At 72.9% G+C, this 19350-nt stretch carries 10 protein-coding genes; 5 read left to right on the forward strand and 5 right to left on the reverse strand.

Annotated elements, in window-relative coordinates:
- Positions 1-105: 105 nt before the first annotated feature.
- Positions 106-348 (forward strand): mycoredoxin, encoded by a 243-nt coding sequence (locus O5O46_RS01370; protein WP_269853310.1) that lies wholly within the window; start codon positions 106-108, stop codon positions 346-348.
- A 5-nt stretch (positions 349-353) separates the two neighbouring features.
- Here the strand turns inward: O5O46_RS01370 and nudC are convergent, their stop codons facing one another.
- The 5 genes from nudC to O5O46_RS01395 form a co-directional block, all read right to left on the reverse strand.
- Positions 354-1268, reverse strand: a complete 915-nt coding sequence (nudC, locus tag O5O46_RS01375; protein WP_269853883.1) for an NAD(+) diphosphatase — start codon at positions 1266-1268, stop codon at positions 354-356.
- Positions 1269-1397: 129 nt separating this feature from the next.
- Positions 1398-2795, reverse strand: coding sequence for a dipeptidase (locus O5O46_RS01380; protein ID WP_269853311.1), 1398 nt, complete (start codon positions 2793-2795; stop codon positions 1398-1400).
- 32 nt (positions 2796-2827) lie between these two features.
- Positions 2828-6304, reverse strand: coding sequence for an ATP-dependent helicase (locus O5O46_RS01385; RefSeq protein WP_269853312.1), 3477 nt, complete (start codon positions 6302-6304; stop codon positions 2828-2830).
- Between the two features lie 44 nt (positions 6305-6348).
- Positions 6349-9804: an ATP-dependent helicase gene (locus O5O46_RS01390; protein WP_269853313.1), complete on the reverse strand. Its 3456-nt coding sequence runs from the start codon at positions 9802-9804 to the stop codon at positions 6349-6351.
- Positions 9805-10092: 288 nt separating this feature from the next.
- Positions 10093-10491 carry an MGMT family protein gene (locus O5O46_RS01395; protein WP_269853314.1) on the reverse strand — a complete coding sequence of 133 codons (399 nt, stop codon included), beginning with the start codon at positions 10489-10491 and terminating at the stop codon, positions 10093-10095.
- A gap of 251 nt (positions 10492-10742) precedes the next feature.
- Between O5O46_RS01395 and O5O46_RS01400 the strand changes: the two genes are divergently transcribed.
- From O5O46_RS01400 to O5O46_RS01415, 4 genes are all read left to right on the forward strand, one after another.
- Positions 10743-13598: a lysylphosphatidylglycerol synthase transmembrane domain-containing protein gene (locus O5O46_RS01400; protein ID WP_269853884.1), complete on the forward strand. Its 2856-nt coding sequence runs from the start codon at positions 10743-10745 to the stop codon at positions 13596-13598.
- A 168-nt stretch (positions 13599-13766) separates the two neighbouring features.
- Positions 13767-14564 carry a molybdate ABC transporter substrate-binding protein gene (gene modA / locus O5O46_RS01405; RefSeq protein ID WP_269853315.1) on the forward strand — a complete coding sequence of 266 codons (798 nt, stop codon included), beginning with the start codon at positions 13767-13769 and terminating at the stop codon, positions 14562-14564.
- Positions 14561-16519, forward strand: coding sequence for an ABC transporter permease (locus O5O46_RS01410; protein ID WP_269853316.1), 1959 nt, complete (start codon positions 14561-14563; stop codon positions 16517-16519). Before modA ends, O5O46_RS01410 begins: the two co-directional genes overlap by 4 nt.
- Before the next feature lie 197 nt (positions 16520-16716).
- Positions 16717-19347, forward strand: coding sequence for a glycosyl hydrolase (locus O5O46_RS01415; RefSeq protein ID WP_269853317.1), 2631 nt, complete (start codon positions 16717-16719; stop codon positions 19345-19347).
- Positions 19348-19350: the final 3 nt, after the last annotated feature.

Below are 19350 nucleotides of genomic sequence, written 5' to 3' on the forward strand. Positions count from 1 at the left end.
TCCGCAATAGTTGCGCGTTCCAGTACTGCACTCACCCCACGGCCGCGCCGAGCGGTTCACCCACACCGAACGCGCCCGCCGAACCCGCCAAGATCAGGAGGACCGATGCCGGGGACCATCACGATGTACAGCACCACGTGGTGCGGCTACTGCCGCCGTCTCAAGAGCCAGATGGACCGCGAGGGAATCACGTACACCGAGATCAACATCGAGCAGGACCCGGAGTCGGCGGCCTTCGTCGAGAAGGCGAACGGCGGGAACCAGACCGTGCCGACCGTCCTCTTCGCGGACGGCAGCACGCTGACCAACCCCTCCCTCGCCCAGGTCAAGGCCAAGGTAGGGGTCTGATCCGGTCAGCCCCGCGGCAGCGGCTCGCCGAACCACAGCTCGATCAGCCGGGCGGCGATCGAGATCCCGGTCGGTGGCAGCACGTCGCCCGTCCCGATGGCCCGCCGGTACTCCTCACGGGAGAACCAGCGGGCCTCGTGGATCTCCTCGCCGTCCACCCTGATCTCGGACGAGCTGGCCTTCGCCATGAAACCGAGCATCAGGCTGGACGGGAACGGCCAGGGCTGGCTGGCCACGTACGACACCTCGCCGACGCGGACGCCCGCCTCCTCCAGGACCTCGCGGACCACCGCCTGCTCGATGGACTCGCCCGGCTCCACGAAGCCCGCCAGCGTGGAGAAGCGCCCCTCGGGCCAGTGCACCTGGCGGCCGAGCAGCGCCCGGTCCTGGTCGTCGGTGACCAGCATGATCACCGCCGGGTCGGTGCGCGGATAGTGTTCGGCGCCGCACGCCGGGCAGCGGCGCACATGGCCCGCGGCGGCGATCACCGTCCGCTGGCCGCAGCGCGAGCAGAACCGGTGCAGCCGCTGCCAGTTCTCCAGCGCCACGGCGTGCACCATCAAGCCCGCGTCCCGCTCGGAGAGCAGCCCACCGACCTCGCGCAGTCCGGCCGGCCGGGCGGCGGCGTCCATCCGGCCGGGCAGCGCGTCCTTCTGTAGCGCGAAGTAGCTCACGCCCTGCTCGTCGGTGCCCAGGAAGTAGCGGTGCTTCTCGGTCGTCGGCGCGTCGAAGGACGGCACCAGCACGAGTTCGGTACGACCGTCCGCGGTGTCCTCGACCAGCACCTGGCCGTCGCAGACCACCAGAACCCGGGTGGACGGGTGGCTCCAGGCGGCGGCCAGCCAGGCCTCGTCCAGCCGGTGGTGGGCGGCCCGGTCGAGACCGGGGCGGGCGAGCACGAGCGGCTTGCCGCCCACCATGCCGATGGCTGCGGGGTTCTCCGTGCCCGGCGCGAGGGGCAGGTCACTTACGGACAAGACGGCTTCCAACTCCCCGTATCGCGTGGATGTTTACTCACTCAGCGGAACACGAGCAGATCACACGGGTGCTCAGCGCTGCCAATTCTCGGCCAGGTCGCTCCACAGGTACGCGGTGGTTTCCACACCCTTGAGAAGCAGATCGAGTTCAACCTTCTCGTTCACCGAGTGCCAACCGTCCGACGGCACGGAAATTCCCAGGAACAGCACCGGGACGCCGAGCACGTCCTGAAGATCGGCGGCCGGTCCGGAGCCACCCTCACGAGTGAACCGCACGGTCTTGCCGAACGCACGCTCCATCGCCCGCACCGTGGAGCGCAGCGCGGGGTGGTCCAGCGGGGTCAAGCAGGGGCGGGTGGTGCCCCAGAAGGTGATCTCGTGCCGGATCCCGGCGGGCAGCCGATCGGCCACCCAGTCCCGTACCGACTGCTGGATCTTGGCCGGATCCTGGCCCGCGACCAGCCGGAACGACAGCTTCAGGTGGGCGGAGGCGGGGACGATGGTCTTGCCGCCGGGTCCGGTGTAACCGCCGTAGAAGCCGTTGACCTCGGCGGTCGGGCGGGCCCAGACGCGCTCCAGGGTGCTGTACCCGGACTCGCCCAGCACCCCGTGGGACTTGGCGGTGCGCAGCCAGGAGGCCTCGTCGAAGGGCAGTTCGGCGAACAGCTGCCGCTCGCGGTCGGTGAGTTCGGCCACGTCGTCGTAGAAGCCGGGGATGGTGACCCTGCGCTCCTCGTCGTGCAGCGCGGCCACCAGCCGGGCCGCCTCGGTGGCCGGGTTGGGCACCGCGCCGCCGAAGGAGCCGGAGTGGATGTCCTGGTCCGGCCCGTACAGGTCGACCTGGCAGTCGGCGAGGCCGCGCATGCCGGTGCACACGGTCGGGGTGTCCGCGGACCACATGCCGGTGTCGGAGACGACCACCGCGTCGCAGGCGAGGCGGTCGGCGCGCTCGCGCAGCAGGGCGGCGAAGTTCGGGGAGCCCGACTCCTCCTCGCCCTCGATCAGCAGCTTGAGGTTGACGGCGGGCGCGTGGCGGCCGGTGGCGGCGAGGTGCGCGCGCACCCCCAGGGTGTGGAAGAACACCTGGCCCTTGTCGTCGGCCGCGCCGCGCGCGTACATCCGGCCGTCGCGCACCACCGGCTCGAACGGCTCGCTGTCCCAGCCGTCCGCACGGGCGGCGGGCTGCACGTCGTGGTGCCCGTAGACCAGGACGGTCGGCGCGTCGGGGTCGCCGGACGGCCACTCCGCGTAGACCGCGGGCAGGCCCGCGGTCTGCCATACCTCGGCGATGGGGAAGCCGGTGGCGCTGAGCTCCGCCGCGAGCCACTCGGCACTGCGCGCCACGTCCTTCGAACGCTCCGGGTCGGCGGAGACGGAGGGGATCCGCAGCCACTCCACCAGGTCGTCGAGGAAGGCGGCGCGATGCGCCTCGATGTACGAGCGGACGGCGTTGTCCGGTGCGGTGCTCATGAGGTGAGCCTAACGGGGACGTTCCGAACACTTCACCCCGCAGGGTCGTCGGCCACCTCACCGCGCAGCAGCCGCTCCAGCGCCGGGCGGTCCGGTAGCTCGGCGGGGCGGACGACCTGCCCGGTGCGTATGTGGACGAAGGCGGCCCTCACCCGCTCCGGGGGCAGGCCGTGCCGCTCGGCCCAGGCGAGCCGGTAGACGGCGAGCTGCAGCGGGTCGGCGGTCGGCCTGCGGCCGGTCTTCCAGTCGACGACCTCGAAGCCGTCCCCGTCCCGGTACACCGCGTCGATCCGGCCGCGCACCACCCGTCCGGCGAGCACCAGCTCGAAGGGCGCCTCGACCTGGTACGGGGTGCGGTGTGCGTAAGGGGTGCGCAGATAGGCCTCCTTGAGCACCGCGAGGTCCCGCTCGTCGGCGACCTCCTGGTCGCTGTCCGGCTCGACGCCGGGCAGTTCGTCCAGGCCGATCAGCGGCAGCTCCTCGTGGCGGGACTCGACCCAGGCGTGGAACAGGGTGCCGCGCCGGGCCTCGGGGCGCGGCTCGCGCGGCATGGGGCGGGCCAGCTCGCGGGCGAAGTCATCGGGGTCGGCGGCGAGCCGCAGCAGCTGCGAGGCGGACAGCGACGGCGGTACCGGCACCTCCCGTACGGTCGCGCGGGCGCGCCGCAGCTCCCCGGCGAGCGCTCCGAGGTCGCGGTCCCAGGACTCGACCAGCCGGGCCTCCTCCGGCGAGAGGGCGGCGCCGTCGGCCGGGTCGGGCGCGGGGTGCTCGCGGGCCCGGGGGGCCGGGTCAGCGGCGGGGGCGTGGTCCGGCTCGGCGTCCGGGGTGCGGTTGGTTTGCGCGGGTATGGGGCGGTTTGTCGACCAGTCGTCCCACTCCCCGTCCAACGGAAGCTCGTCTTCCGGCGCGAACTCCTCGTTGGGCGGCGGGTTCTGGAATCCGTCCTCCGGCGCGAAGCCGTCGAAGTCCTCGTCCCACGGCACCGGCGGCCAGTCCGCGTCGTACGCGCCGTCCGGGGCAGGCGGCGCGTCGAGCAGGGCCAGCACCGTCTTGGCGGCCTGGCGGCGGCGCTCCAGGGCCTCGGGGTCCAGCGGCAGCGGCCAGACGTGGTCGGTGTCGCTCTCCAGTGCCGGGTTCTGCGCGTCGGCGGCCGGTTCGTCCGCCCAGTGCTCGATCTCGCCGTGGCCCGCCTCGCAGTGTGCGCGCAGCCGTAGCAGGAAGTCCGACGGGCAGCGCCGCTTCTTCTGTGTGGGCCCCCACCAGTGTCCGGAGGCGAGCAGCAGCGAGCGCGGCCGGGTGAACGTCACATAGCCCAGCCGGAGTTCCTCGGTGGTGTTGTGCTCCTTCATCGCCGCCTTGAACTCGTCAAGCCCGCGCTTGGTCCACTCGCCGACGTCGGGCAGCGTGGCCGCGTCGCCGCGCAGCGCGTGCGGCAGCACCTTGCCGTGCCATGGCCACAGTTCGCGCACCTTGGTGCTGGGGAAGGCGTCGCGCACCAGGCCCGGCACCGCCACCACGTCCCACTCCAGGCCCTTGGACTTGTGCGCGGTCAGCACCTTGACCGTGTTGTCGCCGCCGGGCAGCGAACCGTCCAGCCCCTTCTCGTGCTGCTCGGCGGTGCGCAGGAAGGCGAGGAAGGCCAGCAGGGTGGCCTCACCGTCCAGCGAGGCGAAGTTGGCGGCGATGTCCAGGAACGACCGCAGCGTCTCCCGACGGCGGGCGGCCAGCGCGTGCGGCGACGCGGACAGTTCGACCTCGAGGCCGGTCACCGCCAGCACCCGGTGCAGCACGTCCATCAGCGGGTCGGCCAGCGAGCGCCGCAGATCGCGTATCTCGGCGGCGAGCCGGGCGAACCGCTCGCGGGCCTCCGGCGAGAACGGCAGCCCGTCGTCCGGCTGTTGGGCGTCCAGGAAGGTCTCCAGGGCGTCGGCCAGCGAGACCACCTCGGCCGGGTCGACACCCTCGACGGCCCGCGCCAGCCGGTCCTGTTCGCCCTCGCCCGGCCCGTACCGTACGAGCAGTCGGGCGCGGCGGCCGAGCAGGGCCAGGTCACGCGGGCCGATCCGCCAGCGCGGGCCGGTCAGCAGCCGGACCAGGGCGGAGTTGGCGGTCGGGTCGTGCAGTACCTGGCAGGTGGCGACGAGGTCCGCCACCTCCGGCAGGTGCAGCAGCCCGGACAGGCCGACGACCTCGACGGGTACGTCCCGGGCCACCAGCGCGGCATGGATGTCGGCGAACTGGCCCGTGGTGCGGCACAGCACCGCGATCTCGCCGGGCGGTGTCCCGGTGGCCACCAGATGGCGGATCGAGTCGGCGAGCCAGTCGATCTCCTCGTTCCGCGTGTTCAGCAGTGCACAGCGCACCACACCGTCGCGCTCCGCACCGGGCGCGGGCCGCAGTGCCGCCACACCCGCGTGCCGCTCCCGCAGCGGCGCCGCCAGTTCGTTGGCGAAGTCCAGCAGCCGACCGCCGCTGCGCCGGTTCTCGCCCAGCGAGTAGCGGCGGGCCGGGGTGCCGTTGGCGGCGGGGAAGTGCTGGGGGAAGTCGTCCAGGTTGGCCACCGAGGCACCGCGCCAACCGTAGATCGCCTGGCAGGGGTCGCCGACCGCGGTGACCGGATGGCCCGTACCACCGCCGAACAGCCCGGCGAGCAGCAGGCGTTGGGCCACCGATGTGTCCTGGTACTCGTCGAGCAGCACCACGGCGAACTCGTCGCGCAGCAGGCCGCCGACCTCGGGGCGGGTGAGGGCGAGGGTCGCGGACAGGGCGATCTGGTCACCGAAGTCGATCAGGCCGCGCTGTCTCTTCTGCTCGCGGTACGCCAGGACCAGGCCCGCGAGGTCGGCGCGGGCACGAGCGGCAGGCGCCACCTCGCGCACCCAGGCGAAGCCGCGCCGCTCCGGATCGAGCTGGTCCAGCCGCTCGGTGAGCGCGGTGTCATGGCCGCGCAGTCGCGGCACCGGCACCAGGTGTTCGGACAGTTCGCCGTCGAGCGCCAGCAGATCGGCGGTGAGCGCGGGCAGCCCCTTGGTGAGCGCCGGGTAGGGGCCGGGAGCGGCCTGAAGCACCCGGGCGGCCAGCTGGTAGCGGGTGGCGTCGGCGAGCAGCCGGGTGTCGGGCTCCAGGCCCATGCGCAGTCCGTGGTCCTTCAGCAGTTGCCCGGCGAAGGCGTGGTACGTCGAGACGCGCGGCTCTCCAGGCACTTCGTCCGGGTCTGCCGGATCCGGGTCGGTGATACCCGCCTGTACCAGGGCCCTGCGCACCCGCTCGGACAGCTCACCCGCCGCCTTGTTGGTGAACGTGAGCCCCAGCACCTGCTCGGGCGCGACCTGCCCGGTGCCGACCAGCCAGACCACCCGCGCCGCCATCACGGTGGTCTTCCCCGATCCGGCCCCGGCCACGATGACGTTCGGGGCGAGGGGTGCGGTGACGCACGCCATCTGCTCCGCGGTGAACGGGATGCCGAGGAGCTCCTTGAGCTGCTCGGGGTCGGAGATACGGGAAGACACCCCAGTGAGGCTAGCGGGCCCCACTGACAACCGGCGCCGAGCCGCTACTCCACCACCTGCCGCCCCTCGGGCCGGGCACTGCACGCCCGGCGGAAGGCGCAGCGCTCGCAGTGCTGGCCCGGCGTGGGGGTGAAACGTTCGTCCAGTACCCGTCCCGCGGCGGTCGCCAGGAGGTCGGCTGCCCAGTCGCCGTCCAGCGGCGGCTGGGACTGCGCCTTCGGCAGGGCGTCGCCGCCCTCCTTGCGTACGGCGCCCTGGCGCAGGTGCACCAGTTCCGCGCCGCCCGGGAGGGTGCCGTGGTCGCCCAACGCGCCTTCGCGTACGGCGAGCTGGTAGACGGCGAGCTGCGGGTGCCGGGAGACCTCGGCGGCGGTCGGCGGCGCCCCCTTGCCGGTCTTGAAGTCGACCACGTAGAGGTGGCCTTCGGCGTCCCGCTCGACCCGGTCCATGCTGCCGCGGATCCGCACCGCGTACTCACCCGCCTCCAGGGTGACGTCGAAGCCGTGCTCCGAGGCGACCGGTTGCCGACCGCGCTCCATGACGTGCCAGCGCAGGAAGCGTTCCAGCGCGGCCCGTGCCTGCTCCCGCTCCTGCCGCGACTTCCAGGGCGCGTCGAAGGCGAGCGCGTCCCACACCGAGTCCAGGCGCGCCATCAGCACGTCGAGGGCGGCCGGTGTGCGGCCGGTGGCGACCTCGTCGGCGAGCACATGGATGACGTTGCCGAAGCCCTGGGCGGCGGTCGACGGGTCGTCGGCCCGCACCTCTCGGCCCAGGAACCACTGCAGCGCACAGGTGTTGACGAGCTGGTCGAGAGCGCTTCCGGACAGCGCCAGCGGGCGGTCCCGGTCGCGCAGGGGGACGGTGGCGCGGGTCGGCTCATTAAGTCCCCACCAGCGGTCCGGATGCGCGGCCGGTACCAGGGCGTACCCCTCGTCGTCCCGGAGCGCCGCCAGCCGGGCCAGCCGGGTGGCGGCCGCGGCGCGCAGCGCGGGCGAGGCGGCGGGATCGACGGTGGTGGCGCGCAGTTCGGCGACGAGCGCGGCGACGGAGAGCGGGCGGCGCGGCCGATGCGTCACATCGAGTGGCTCGACGCCCAGCTCGGTCAGGAAGCGCGACGGCTGGTCGCCGTCATCGGCCGGGGCCTTGACGGCGGTGACGACGAGCCGCTCCTTGGCGCGGGTGCAGGCGACGTAGAACAGCCGCCGCTCCTCGGCGAGCAGCGCGCCCGCCGGAAGCGGCTCGGCGAGTCCGTCGCGGCCGATCCGGTCGGCTTCGAGCAGCGAGCCGCGGCGGCGCACGTCGGGCCACAGGCCCTCCTGCACGCCCGCCACGACGACCAGCCGCCACTCAAGTCCCTTGCTGCGGTGGGCGGTCATCAAACTGACCGCCTCCGGGCGCACGGTCCTGCGGGACAGCACGTCCGCCGCGATGTCCTGGGCGTCCAGTTCTTCAAGGAAGTTCAGCGCGCCCCGGCCGCCGGTGCGCTGCTCGGCGCGGGCCGCGGTCTCGAACAGCGCGCAGACCGCGTCGAGGTCCCGGTCGGCGTTGCGCGCCGCGGCGCCGCCGCGCAGCGCGGCACGCTCCAGCCGCTCCGGCCACGAGGTGCCGGACCACAGCCGCCACAACGCCGCTTCGGCGGTACCGCCGCGGGCGAGGATCTCCCGTGCCTCCCGCAGCAGCCCGCCCAGCAGGTGGGCGCGCCTGGCGTACGCGGGATCGTGGGCCACCAGCAGCTCGGGCCGCGCCAACGCCTCCGCGATCAGCACGTCCGACGGCCGCGGCACGGCCCGTCCCGCGGCCCGCTTCTCCTCCCGCAACGCCCGCCCGAGCCGCCGCAGTTCGGCGGCGTCCATGCCGCTCAGGGGGGAGGTGAGCAGGGTGATGGCGTCCTCGACGGGGAGCCAGTCGGCTTCTGCCGGGGTCTGCGGGGTGGGCGGCCCCTGCTCAAGCGCCGCCGTTACGGGGTCGTCGGCCGGAGTGTGGGCGGCCGCAAGCGCCGCCGCTTCGGGTGCGGGGTGCCCGTCCGGAACAAGAGCCTCCGATTCCGGTGCCGAAGGCGTGTCCGTCGCGCGTGGGGCGGGCAGGACCGGTTCGTCGTCGCCCTCCCCGGCCCGCGCCAGCGCCGCCCTCGCCGCGACCCGCAGCGCCAGCAGTAGCGGGGCCACCGCTGGTTCCTGGCGTAGCGGGAGGTCGTCGCCGGTGATCTCCACGGGGACCCCCGCGGTGGTCAGGGCGCGGCGCAGGGCGGGGAGGGAGCGGGCGCCCGCGCGGACCAGTACGGCCATCTCCCGCCACGGAACGCCGTCCTCCAGGTGGGCGCGGCGCAGGATGTCGGCGATGTTGTCGGTCTCGGCGCCCGGCGTGGGGTACGTGACGACCGCCACGCTCCCGCCGTTCCGTACCGCCGCCAGCTCGCGGTGGGCCCGTACCGCCTCCGCGGGGAGGCGGGTGAGCGGCATCCTGCGGGTGATCAGCCGGGTCGCGGCGAGCAGATCGGCGCCCGCGCGGCGGGAGACGCCGAGCACCTCGACGGGGGCCGGGCGGCCGTCCACGCGGCGGAAGTCGGTCGGGAAGTCGAGGATGCCGTTCACGTCGGCGCCGCGGAACGCGTAGATGGACTGGTCGGGGTCGCCGAACGCCACCAGGGTCCGGCCGCCGCCCGCGAGCGCGCGCAGCAACCGCAACTGCGCCCGGTCGGTGTCCTGGTACTCGTCGACGAACACCGCGTCATACCGCCCGGCGCCCGGACCCAGCCGTTCCGCGAGCAGCGCCGCGCGGTGCACCAACTCCGCGTAGTCGATGGCGCCTTGGGCGTCCAGCACATCGAGGTACTGGGCGAGGAACCCGGCCGCCGCCGTCCAGTCCGGCCGCCCGGCTCCGCCCGCGAAGGCGGCCAGCTCATCGGGCCCGAGCCCCAGTTCGCGGCTGCGCGCCAGCACCGCCCGCACCTCGTCCGCGAAGCCCCGGGTGGTCAGGCAGGCGCGCAGTTCGTCGGGCCAGCGCAACGAGCCGAGGCCCGCCCGCTCCAACTCGGCCTGGCCCGCCAGCAGGTCCCGTACCACCAGGTCCTGCTCGGGGCCGGACAGCAGGCGCAGCGGATACGCGAACAGCTCGGGGTCCTGGTGGGCGCGGACGAACCCGTAGGCGAACGAGTGGAAGGTGGTGGCGCGCGGCGCGCCCGCACCGCCGAGCCGGGCCGCGATACGGTCACGCAACTCCACCGCGGCCCTGCGGCTGAAGGTCAGCACCAGGATCCGCTCGGCGTCGGTGCCCTGGCGCACCCGCCGCGCCACCGCCTCCACCAGCGTGGTCGTCTTGCCGGTGCCCGGGCCGGCGAGCACCAGAAGCGGTCCGCCCGCGTGGTCAACCACCGCGCGCTGTCTGGCGTCCAGAACAGGGAGCACGGACGGTTCCGGACGGGTGCGGACCAGCCGATAGCCGCCGGCGGCCGAGGTGCGGGCCGGCCGGTCGGCGGTGGGACGAGTGGACGAGGAGGTCACGTGGATCGGCGGTTCCGGTTCCGTGCGGGGTGGTACTGGGCGCGCTGGCGCGGTTGTTCGCGGGCAGCCCTCGACGCTACGCGACGCGCCTCGGACGGTTCATCGCGGCTCTCTGCTTCAGCCTCCTCCCAGGACCGGTCCGCTGTCCCGGGAACCACTCGACGATCATCCGCCTCACTCGTTCGGGGGCAGCGCAGGGCGGTGGCCTTGGCCGCTACTCCGTCCGGGCGGCGGCGAGCATGGCGGGTGCCCGAATGGCGGAAGCTGGATGGTGTGAACAGCCGGTCGTCAGCCGCCCCCGCCCCTCCCGCGTGCCGGGGACTCCCCCGCGCGGCCGTCCCAGCGTGCCTGTGCCATGTCCAGCCGCGGTATGTGGTCGTCGGCGGCGCGCCCGGCGGAGCGCAGCGGGGTGCCCTCCTGGCGGTAGCGCGCGAGCGCGCGCAGTTCGTGTCCCGGCAGCAGCACGCCGTCCGCCCGCACCACGCGCCACCAGGGCGCCGCGCCGCCGTACAGTGCCATCACCCGGCCCACCTGCCGGGGTCCCCCCTCCTCCAGCCACTCAGCGACGTCGCCGTACGTCATCACCCTGCCGGGCGGAATCAGTTCGGCGACGCCGAGCACCCGCTCCGCGTATTCGGGGAGCTCAGCGGGCTCCTCCAGGAACCGGTTCTCGCTCACGTCCCCCATCCTGCCGCACCCCACCGACAGCTCCGGCGGTTGTCCACAGGCCGGTCCGCTGACCGGGCGGCACGGCGCGTCAGCGCATACCATCCGGGGTGCACACCCTCGAAATGCCCCCTCATGCCCCCATACGAGGTCCGGCCATGCCACCATCTTCCGGGCGGTGACTGGTGATACGAGATCAAGAACCAACGGCCGGAGAGCTGGGCGACAAGGCGCAGGACGCACTCCGCGCCGCCTCAGGGCTGCCCGCGACCATGGCGGCGGGTAACCCCCAGGGGCACGAGGACCCCGAGCGGCCCGGCCCGGACCGCACGGGCGGCGACCCCGCGCCCCCGCCACCGGACCAGACCGGCCCACCCCCGTCCACCGATCGACCGGACGACGTGGACCACGCCGGTCACCCCCCGCACCCCGAACCCCCCGCGAGCGCCGTGGACGAGGTCGTAAGGGCCGCCACCGCCGCCCAGCGGCGCCCGGCGGGACCGGCCGAGCCGCCGTCCGGCGCGCACCCGGTGAGCGGGCCACCCGCCGTGGAGCACGTCGACCAGCTGGCGGGCGACGAACCGCTGCTGGCCGCCCGGGTGCACCGCCCGGCGGACCTGCTCAGGTTCCTGATGGGCATCCTCGGGGTCGGCATCGTGCTGGCGATCGCCGGGTTCGCGCACGGCACCACGGCCGGTGTGGCCAACGACATCGCGAACGGCGCCCGCCACGCGCCGTCCATCCTCACCAGCATCGCCGGGTTCACCGCGAGCGTCGCGGTGCTGATCGTGCCGGTCGCGTTCGCCGTGGAGCGGCTGATCAAGCGGGACGGACTACGGGTCGCCGACGGTGTGCTGGCGGCCGTGCTCGCGCATGGTGTGTCGCTCGCCGGTGACCTGTGGGTGACCAACTCCGCGCCCTCGGCGATCCGTGACGCGCTCACCAGGACCGCGCCGAGCGGTGGCATCACCGATCCCGTGCACGGCTATCTGGCGCCGGTCATCGCCTACATGACCGCGGTGGGCATGGCCCGCAGGCCGCGCTGGCGGGTGGCGCTGTGGTTCGTGCTGCTGCTGGACTCCTTCGCGGTGCTCGTCGGCGGCTACACCACACCGTTCTCCATCATCACCACGGTGCTGATCGGCTGGACCGTCGCCTACGGCACCGTCTACACGGTCGGCTCGCCCAACGTCCGGCCCACCGGGCGGACGCTGCTGGCCGGCCTGCAGCGGCTCGGCTTCAGCCCGGTCACCGCACAGCGGCTGGACGACGGTGGCCCGGAGGCCGCGGACTCCGAACGCGGCCGTCGCTACCTGGTCACCCTGGAGGACGGCCGTCCGCTGGACATCACGGTGGTCGATCGCGAGCAGCAGGCGCACGGCTTCTTCTACCGGGTGTGGAGACGGCTGCAACTGCGCGGCGTCAACGAGGAGCGGCACAGCCTCCAGTCGCTGCGCCAGGCACTTGAACAGGAGGCGCTGCTCGCCTACGCGGCGATCTCCGCCGGGGCGCACGCCCCCAAGCTCATCGCCACCTCGGAGCTGGGCCCGGACGCGGTGATGCTGGTCTACGAGCACATCGACGGCCGCTCCCTGGACACCCTCAGCGACGAGGAGATCACCGACGCGGTGCTGGACGGAGCCTGGCAGCAGGTCAAGGCGCTGCAGTCGCGTCGCATTTCGCACCGCCGGCTGGTCGGTGAGTCACTGCTGGTAGATCGTTCCGGCACCCTCTATGTGACCGATCTGCGCAGCGGCGAGATCGCGGCGGGCGACATCGTGCTGCGGATGGACATCGCCCAGTTGCTCACCACCTTCGCGCTGCGGGTCGGCCCGGAGCGGGCCGTCGCCTCCGCGGTGCGGGTACTCGGCCCGGACGCGGTGGCGGACAGCCTGCCGATGCTGCAACCGATCGCGCTCAGCCGCTCCACCCGCGCCACCCTGCGGCAGCTCGCCAAGGAGCGGGCGGAGCGCGAGCGCGCAGCCGTCATCGAGGCCACCCGCACCAAGAAGACCGTGGAGCCCGCCCAGCTCTCCGCGGACCGCAAGGTCGCCAAGGCGCAGCGGAAGGCGGAGAAGGACGCGGAGAAGCGCGCCATGGAGGAGGCGCTGGAGGCGGCCCGTGAGGAGGACCTGCTGTCGCAGATACGGCAGCAGGTGTTGCAGATCCGGCCGCAGGCGCCCGTACAGCCCGCCCGGCTGGAGCGCTTCAAGGCCCGCACCCTGGTCAGCTACATCGCCGGGGCGATCGCCGGATACTTCCTGCTCTCCCAGTTCGCCCAGCTCAAGTGGGGCGACCTGATCAGCCACGCCAACTGGGCCTGGGTGCTGGCGGTGTTGGCGCTGTCCGCGCTGACCTACATCCCCGCGTCGATGAGCCTGCTGGGCTTCGTCCCGGAGAAGGTGCCGTTCGGCCGTACCGTGCTGGCGCAGGTGGCGGGGAACTTCGTCAAGCTGGTGGCGCCCGCGGCGGTCGGCGGTGTGGCGCTCAACACCCGCTTCCTGCAGCGCAACGGCGTCCGTCCGGGCCTGGCGGTGGCCAGCGTCGGCGCGTCCCAACTGGCCTCGCTCGGCGGCCACATCATGCTGCTGGCGACCTTCGGCTACCTCACCGGCACCCAGCACGCACCGTCCCTGTCCCCGTCCCGCACGGTGATCGCCGGGCTGCTGACCGCGGCCGTCCTGGTGCTGGTCGTCACGGCCGTGCCGCAGTTGCGCAAGTTCGTCTCCACCCGGATCCGGTCGCTGTTCGCCGGGGTCGTGCCGCGCATGCTGGACATGCTGCAACGGCCGAAGAAGCTGGCCACCGGCGCGGCCGGGGTGGTCCTGCTGACGCTGCTGAACGTGGCCTGCCTGGACGCCTCGATCCGCACCTTCGGCTTCAACTCGATGAGCTTCGCCAGCGTCGCGGTGGTCTTCCTGGTGGCCAACGCGGCCGGGTCCGCGGTGCCGTCACCGGGCGGTGTGGGCCCCATCGAGGCGGCTCTGTCCGGTGCCCTGACCTTCGCCGGGATGCCCTACGACCGGGCGATCTCGGCGGTGCTGCTGTTCCGTCTCGCGACGTTCTGGCTGCCGGTGCTGCCCGGCTGGATCTCCTTCACCCACCTCACTCGCAAGGGCGCGCTATAGAGCTTCCTACGACGGACACGGCATCTGCCGGTCCCATCACCCGAACTTTGTTGCAGATGCGAGTGCGGCGGTTCTAACGTGCCGCATATGCGGCCCTACACCACCGGCCGGGCGGCCCGACGGGGCCGCACCATCGACCGCACTTGACGTGCAGCCCGGAGTCTCGCCATGCCTCAGACCCTCGTCCGCCGTGTCGCCCTGCCAGCCGTCGCCGCCGCACTGCTGCTGCCGCTGGCCGCCTGCGGCGGTGGCAAGACCAGCGCCTCCAGCTCCCCCAGCGGCAGTGGCGGCAGCGGCGGAAGGACCACCCTCACCGTGCTCGCCGCGGCGTCGCTCACCGACGTGTTCAAGGCCGAGGGCGCGGCGTACGAGAAGTCGCACCCCGGCACCACGGTCAAGTTCTCCTTCGCCGGATCCCAGGACCTCGCCGCGCAGGTCAGCCAGGGCGCCCCGGCCGACGCGCTGGTCACCGCCGACACCAAGACCATGGACGGCCTGAAGAAGGACACCGGCACCCCGACGGTCATCGCCAAGAACCGGCTCACCATCGCCACCGCGCCCGGCAACCCCAGGAAGATCCACGGCCTGGGCGACCTGTCGAACACGGGCCTCAAGGTGGTGCTCGCCGCCAAGCAGGTGCCGGTGGGCAACTACGGTGACAAGGTGCTGGCCGCCCAGCACGTCAACGTCAAGCCGGTGTCCGAGGAGGCCAGCGTGCGCGCCGTGCTGAGCAAGGTGGAACTCGGCGAGGCCGACGCGGGCATCGTCTACGTCACCGACGCGGAGTCCGCCAAGGGCAAGGTCGGCACCGTCACCATCCCCGACACACAGAACGCGATCGCCTCCTACCCCGCCGCCACCCTCAACGGCTCCCAGCACGCGGCCGCCGCGGCGGACTTCGTCAAGTGGCTGAGCAGCCCGCAGGCCCAGTCGATCCTGCGCTCCGCGGGCTTCCAGCAGCCGTGACCAGCGACCGGCCAGCGCGGCGCCCCCGGCAGAGGACTCCCCTCGCCCTCGTCCTCCCCGCGGTGGCGGCGGTCGTCTTCCTGGCGCTGCCGCTGGCCGGTGTCCTCGTCCGCACCCCCTGGTCCAACCTGGGCTCCCGGCTGACGGCGCCCGACGTCACCGAGGCGCTGGGCCTGTCCCTCACCGTCTCCTTCTGGGCGCTGGCGCTGGCGCTGCTGGTGGGCGTACCGCTGGCGTGGGTGCTGGCCCGGGTGGACTTCCCCGGCAAGACGCTGGTGCGCGCCCTGGTAATGCTGCCCATGGTGCTGCCGCCCACGGTGGGCGGTGTCGCGCTCCTGCTCGGCTTCGGCCGAAGGGGCCTGCTGGGTCCGGCACTTGAGAACATGTTCGGGACAACGCTTCCGTTCTCCACCCCGGGCGCGGTGGTGGCGGCGGCGTTCGTCGCGATGCCGTTCCTGGTCATCAGTCTGGAGGGCACCCTGGTCGCCCTCCACCCGCGCTACGAGGAGACCGCCGCGTCCCTTGGGGCACGGCCGCTGCGGGCCTTCTTCACCGTGACGCTGCCCATGACGGCACCGGGCCTGCTCGCCGCCGCCGCACTGTGCTGGGCTCGCGCCCTGGGCGAGTTCGGGGCGACGATCACGTTCGCCGGAAACCTTCCGGGAGTCACCCAGACCCTCCCGCTCCAGGTCTATCTGATGCTTCAGGACGACCCGGAGGGTGCGACGGCGGTGTCGCTGCTGCTGCTCGCGGTGGCGATGGTGGTGCTGATCGCCCTACGGGGCAGGTGGACCGGCACGAAGCCCACCACGGTGACGACCGCGCAGCCCCGGACCAGCGGGGGCGACGGGTCGAACGGCAGCGCCCCGGAACCCCCCGCCGCCCCCCGTACGCCGCCGCGCCGGGACGAGGCGTGGCCGCTCGCCGCCGAGGTGACCGGCTTCACCCAGCTCACGCTCACGGCGGAACCCGGTACCACGATCGCCGTCGTAGGACCCAACGGCGCGGGCAAGACCACCCTGCTGCGGGCGCTGCTCGGCCTGACGCCACTGGCCACCGCGCACAGGCTGGCCCTCGGCGGCGAGGACGTCGCCGCCCAGGCCCCCCACCGGCGCCATGTGGCCTGGGTACCGCAGGACGGCGCCCTCTTCCCGCATCTGACCGCCCTGGGCAACACGGCGTACGGCCTACGGGCCCAGGGCGTCCCCCGGCGCTCCGCCCGCGTCGAGGCGCAGGCGTGGCTGGACCGGCTGGCGGTGGGCGACCTGGCCTCCCGCAGACCGGGGCGGCTGAGCGGTGGCCAGGCCCAACGTGTGGCGCTGGCAAGGGCGTTGGCCGCCCGTCCCCGGCTGCTGCTGCTCGACGAGCCGTTGGCGGCGCTCGACCAGTCCACGCGCGCCCATGTGCGGCACACACTGCGCGAGCACCTGGCGGACTTCCCAGGGGTGTGCCTGATCGTCACCCACGATCCGGTCGAAGCGGTCTCGCTCGCCGATCAGGTGCTCGTACTGGAAGGTGGGCGTCCGGTGCAGTTCGCCCCGCCCGCCGAGGTCTCCCGGCATCCGCGCTCGCCCTGGGTGGCCCGGATGCTCGGGCGCAACGCCTGGTCCGGCCGGATCAGGGACTCGGTGCTCGAACTGCCCGGTGGCGGCAGGCTGATGGCCGCCGAGCCGCTGCCCGACGGCGCGGACGGCGCGGGCGCACTGGCCGTGGCCGGGCCGGAGGCGGTCTCCTTGCACCGCGAACGGCCGACGGGCAGCCCGCGCAACGTCTGGCGCGGCCGGGTAAGGGAGTTGACGGCGCTCGGTGCGCGGATCCGCGTCCTGGTCACCGCGGACGGGCTGGACGCGATCTCCGAGATCACCACCGCGGCGGCGGCCGAACTCGCCCTCTCGGAGGGCGAGGAGGTCTGGGTCAGCGTCAAGGCCACCGAGATCACGTTGATCGCGCTGTAGGACGCGGCGGCGGCCCTTGGCGCGACGCATACCGCGAAACCCCGACACCTGACTGACCTCTGTCAAATTTTGTTCAAGTTAACGCCGCCCGCTCCCCCTCCGCACACCTCCCGTGATCGGGTCTGCCTCGCATCGCGACACCACGAGCTGTGGTGACAGCGGCCGTGGTGTCGTCCCAACGCCCGTTCGGGGAGGCTATGTTGAGAGCACCAACCCGCACACACCGCACCAGACGGTGGCTCACCATCTACGCCCTGGCCACCAGTGCGGCACTCGTCGCCGTACCCGCGACAGCCGCGTCCGGGCACGGCACGGCGCCGGGCCCGTACGGCAACCCGTACCGCGCGCACACCGCCAGGCCCTTGGACGACGGGGGTGACAAGGGCGGTGAGGCCGACGAGATCGCCGAGGGCGCCGCCCAGTACGCGGGGGCCCGCACCTCGCCCGGCACCCTCGCCCCCGGCGCCTACGGCGCCGCCTGGAACGCCCTGAACAAGTTGCCGTCAACCGGTGGCAGTTGGCGGCACGTCACCGGACTGACCTACAACTCGGACGACCCCCGCTACCGCGACACCGACTCCAACTCCAGCGGCGGTTACGGCGACGTCACCGGCCGCACCGCGGCGCTTGCCGCCGACAACGACGGCTACGTCTACGCGGGCAGCGCGGGCGGCGGCGTATGGCGGTCGCGCACCGGCGGCGGGCACTGGCAGCCGATCAGCGACGCGTTGCCGTCCCAGTCCACCGGCGCGCTCGCCCTCGACCACGGACATCTGTGGCTGGGCACCGGCGAGGCGACCACCAACTCGGACGCGTTCCTGGGCAGCGGCGTCTATGTGCTGCGCGACCCCCGGAACGGCACGTTCAGCGCCCGGGGCCGGGTCGGCGGCGCCGAGTTGGACAGCACCACCGTGCACGAGCTGCGGTTCGGCGGCGGAAAGGTATGGGCGGCGACCAGTCGTGGGGTGTGGTCGCACTCCTCGACCGATCTGCGCGGACCGTGGAAGCTGGAGTTCGCCCCCAATCCCTCCTATCTGCCGGGCGGTTCACAGGCGGGCGACCCCGACGCCCCCTACAAGAACATCGCCAGTGACATCGCCATCGACCCCAAGGATCCCTCCAAGGTCCTGCTGGCGATCGGCTGGCGCAGCGGCGACGGCTACAACGGCTTCTACGCGAAGGACGCCAGCGGCTCATGGCAGCGGGTCAACGCGCTCGGCGACCTGCCCACCACCAGCGACCAGGTGGGCGCGGTCACGTTCGCCAGGGCCGCCGACGGATCCCGCTACTACGCCATCGACCAGTCCCCGGCACAGTTGAGCGGGGGCGACCCGAACAGTTCGCTGGCCGGGATCTTCGTCTCGCCGTCCGGGTCCCCGCTCGGGCCGTGGACGAAGGTGACCGACTACAAGGCGCTCAGCGGTTCCGGATCCGCGCTGACCACGGCCAAGGACATGGTCGGCATCCAGGCCTGGTACAACCAGTTCCTCCAGGTCGACCCCAACGATCCCAAGCATGTCTACGCCGGCCTTGAGGAGGTCTTCGAGTCCAAGGACGGCGGTGCCAAGTGGTCGGCGGTCGGCCCGTACTGGAACTTCAACTTCCCCTGCTGGAGCGTCGATCCGAGCAAGCAGACCGGTGACTGCCACCAGACCACCCACTCCGACCAGCACGCGGTGGCGGTGGGCAGCTACCACGGCCAGACCTACCTCTACGCGGGCAACGACGGCGGCGTCTACCGGCGCCCGCTGAACGGCAGCCAGGACGCCTCCGGGCACGCCACGGACTGGACCTCGCTCAACGACGGCACCATCGACACCCTGCAGTACTACTCGGTGGGCGTGGGCACGGACCGTGAGTTCGGCGGGGTCTCGGTCACCGGTGGGCTCCAGGACAACGGGCAGTCGCAGCTGCGTGGCAGGGACACCGTGATGGGCTCCAACTTCGGCGGAGACGGCGGCGACACGCTCACCGATCCGGCCAACGGGTGCGACATCGCCCAGGAGTACGTCTACCTGGCGGTCAACGTCACGCAGAACTGCGCGGTGAACAACGGCGCCTGGGAGACCGACCCGTCCAAGGCCACCTCGTACGCGGTGGCGCCGCCGGACAACGCCACCAACGAGGCCCGGTTCATCGCACCGCTCACCACCGACCTGAAGAACGGCAACACCTGGGTCGCTGGCGGACGCCACATCTGGGTGCAGACCCACGGCTACGCCATCCGTGACCCCAAGGAGTGGACCAGCGCCTTCGACCTCGGCGCCGGCCACACCGCGACGGCCGTCGCCGCCGAGGGCGGCAAGGTGTACGCGGCGTGGTGCGGGCCGTGCGACAGCGTGGGCTTCACCCGGGGCATCGCGGTGGGCAACGCGGACGGCACCGGCTGGCACCAGTTGAGCCTGCCGACGACCGGTGCCGCGGGCACCGTGCCCAACCGCTTCCTGGCGGGCTTCGCCCTGGACCCCGGCAACGCCGACCACGTCTACCTGGCGGTCAACGGATTCTCCCGGCAGTGGACTTCAGGTCCGGGAGCGGGCGTCGGTCACCTCTACGAGTCCAGGGACGGCGGCGTGAGCTGGTCGGACATCTCGGCCAACCTGCCGGACGTACCGGCCAACTCGGTGCTCGCCCTGCCGGGCGGCGGGCTGGTCGTCGCCACCGACCTCGGAGTGCTGTACCGGGCCCCGCACGCCACGCGCTGGCAGCGGGTGGGGCGGCTTCCGGCTGTCGCCGTGCTCCAGGTCAAACTCGGCCCGGACGGGCGGCTGTACGCGGCCACGCACGGGCGCGGCATCTGGTCCATCAGCCTGCGGGCCTGCCACTAGTGA

It is taken from the genome of Streptomyces sp. RPT161 (genome assembly GCF_027533845.1).
Taxonomy (GTDB): domain Bacteria; phylum Actinomycetota; class Actinomycetes; order Streptomycetales; family Streptomycetaceae; genus Streptantibioticus_A; species Streptantibioticus_A silvisoli_A.

What these genes read in the sequence shown, in the direction of transcription:
- O5O46_RS01370 (WP_269853310.1), top strand. Translation starts at nt 106, where the DNA reads ATGCCGGGGACCATCACGATGTACAGCACCACGTGGTGCGGCTACTGC.
- nudC (WP_269853883.1), bottom strand. Translation starts at nt 1,268, where the DNA reads ATGGTGGGCGGCAAGCCGCTCGTGCTCGCCCGCCCCGGTCTCGACCGG.
- O5O46_RS01380 (WP_269853311.1), bottom strand. Translation starts at nt 2,795, where the DNA reads ATGAGCACCGCACCGGACAACGCCGTCCGCTCGTACATCGAGGCGCAT.
- O5O46_RS01395 (WP_269853314.1), bottom strand. Translation starts at nt 10,491, where the DNA reads ATGGGGGACGTGAGCGAGAACCGGTTCCTGGAGGAGCCCGCTGAGCTC.
- O5O46_RS01400 (WP_269853884.1), top strand. Translation starts at nt 10,743, where the DNA reads ATGGCGGCGGGTAACCCCCAGGGGCACGAGGACCCCGAGCGGCCCGGC.
- modA (WP_269853315.1), top strand. Translation starts at nt 13,767, where the DNA reads ATGCCTCAGACCCTCGTCCGCCGTGTCGCCCTGCCAGCCGTCGCCGCC.
- O5O46_RS01415 (WP_269853317.1), top strand. Translation starts at nt 16,717, where the DNA reads ATGTTGAGAGCACCAACCCGCACACACCGCACCAGACGGTGGCTCACC.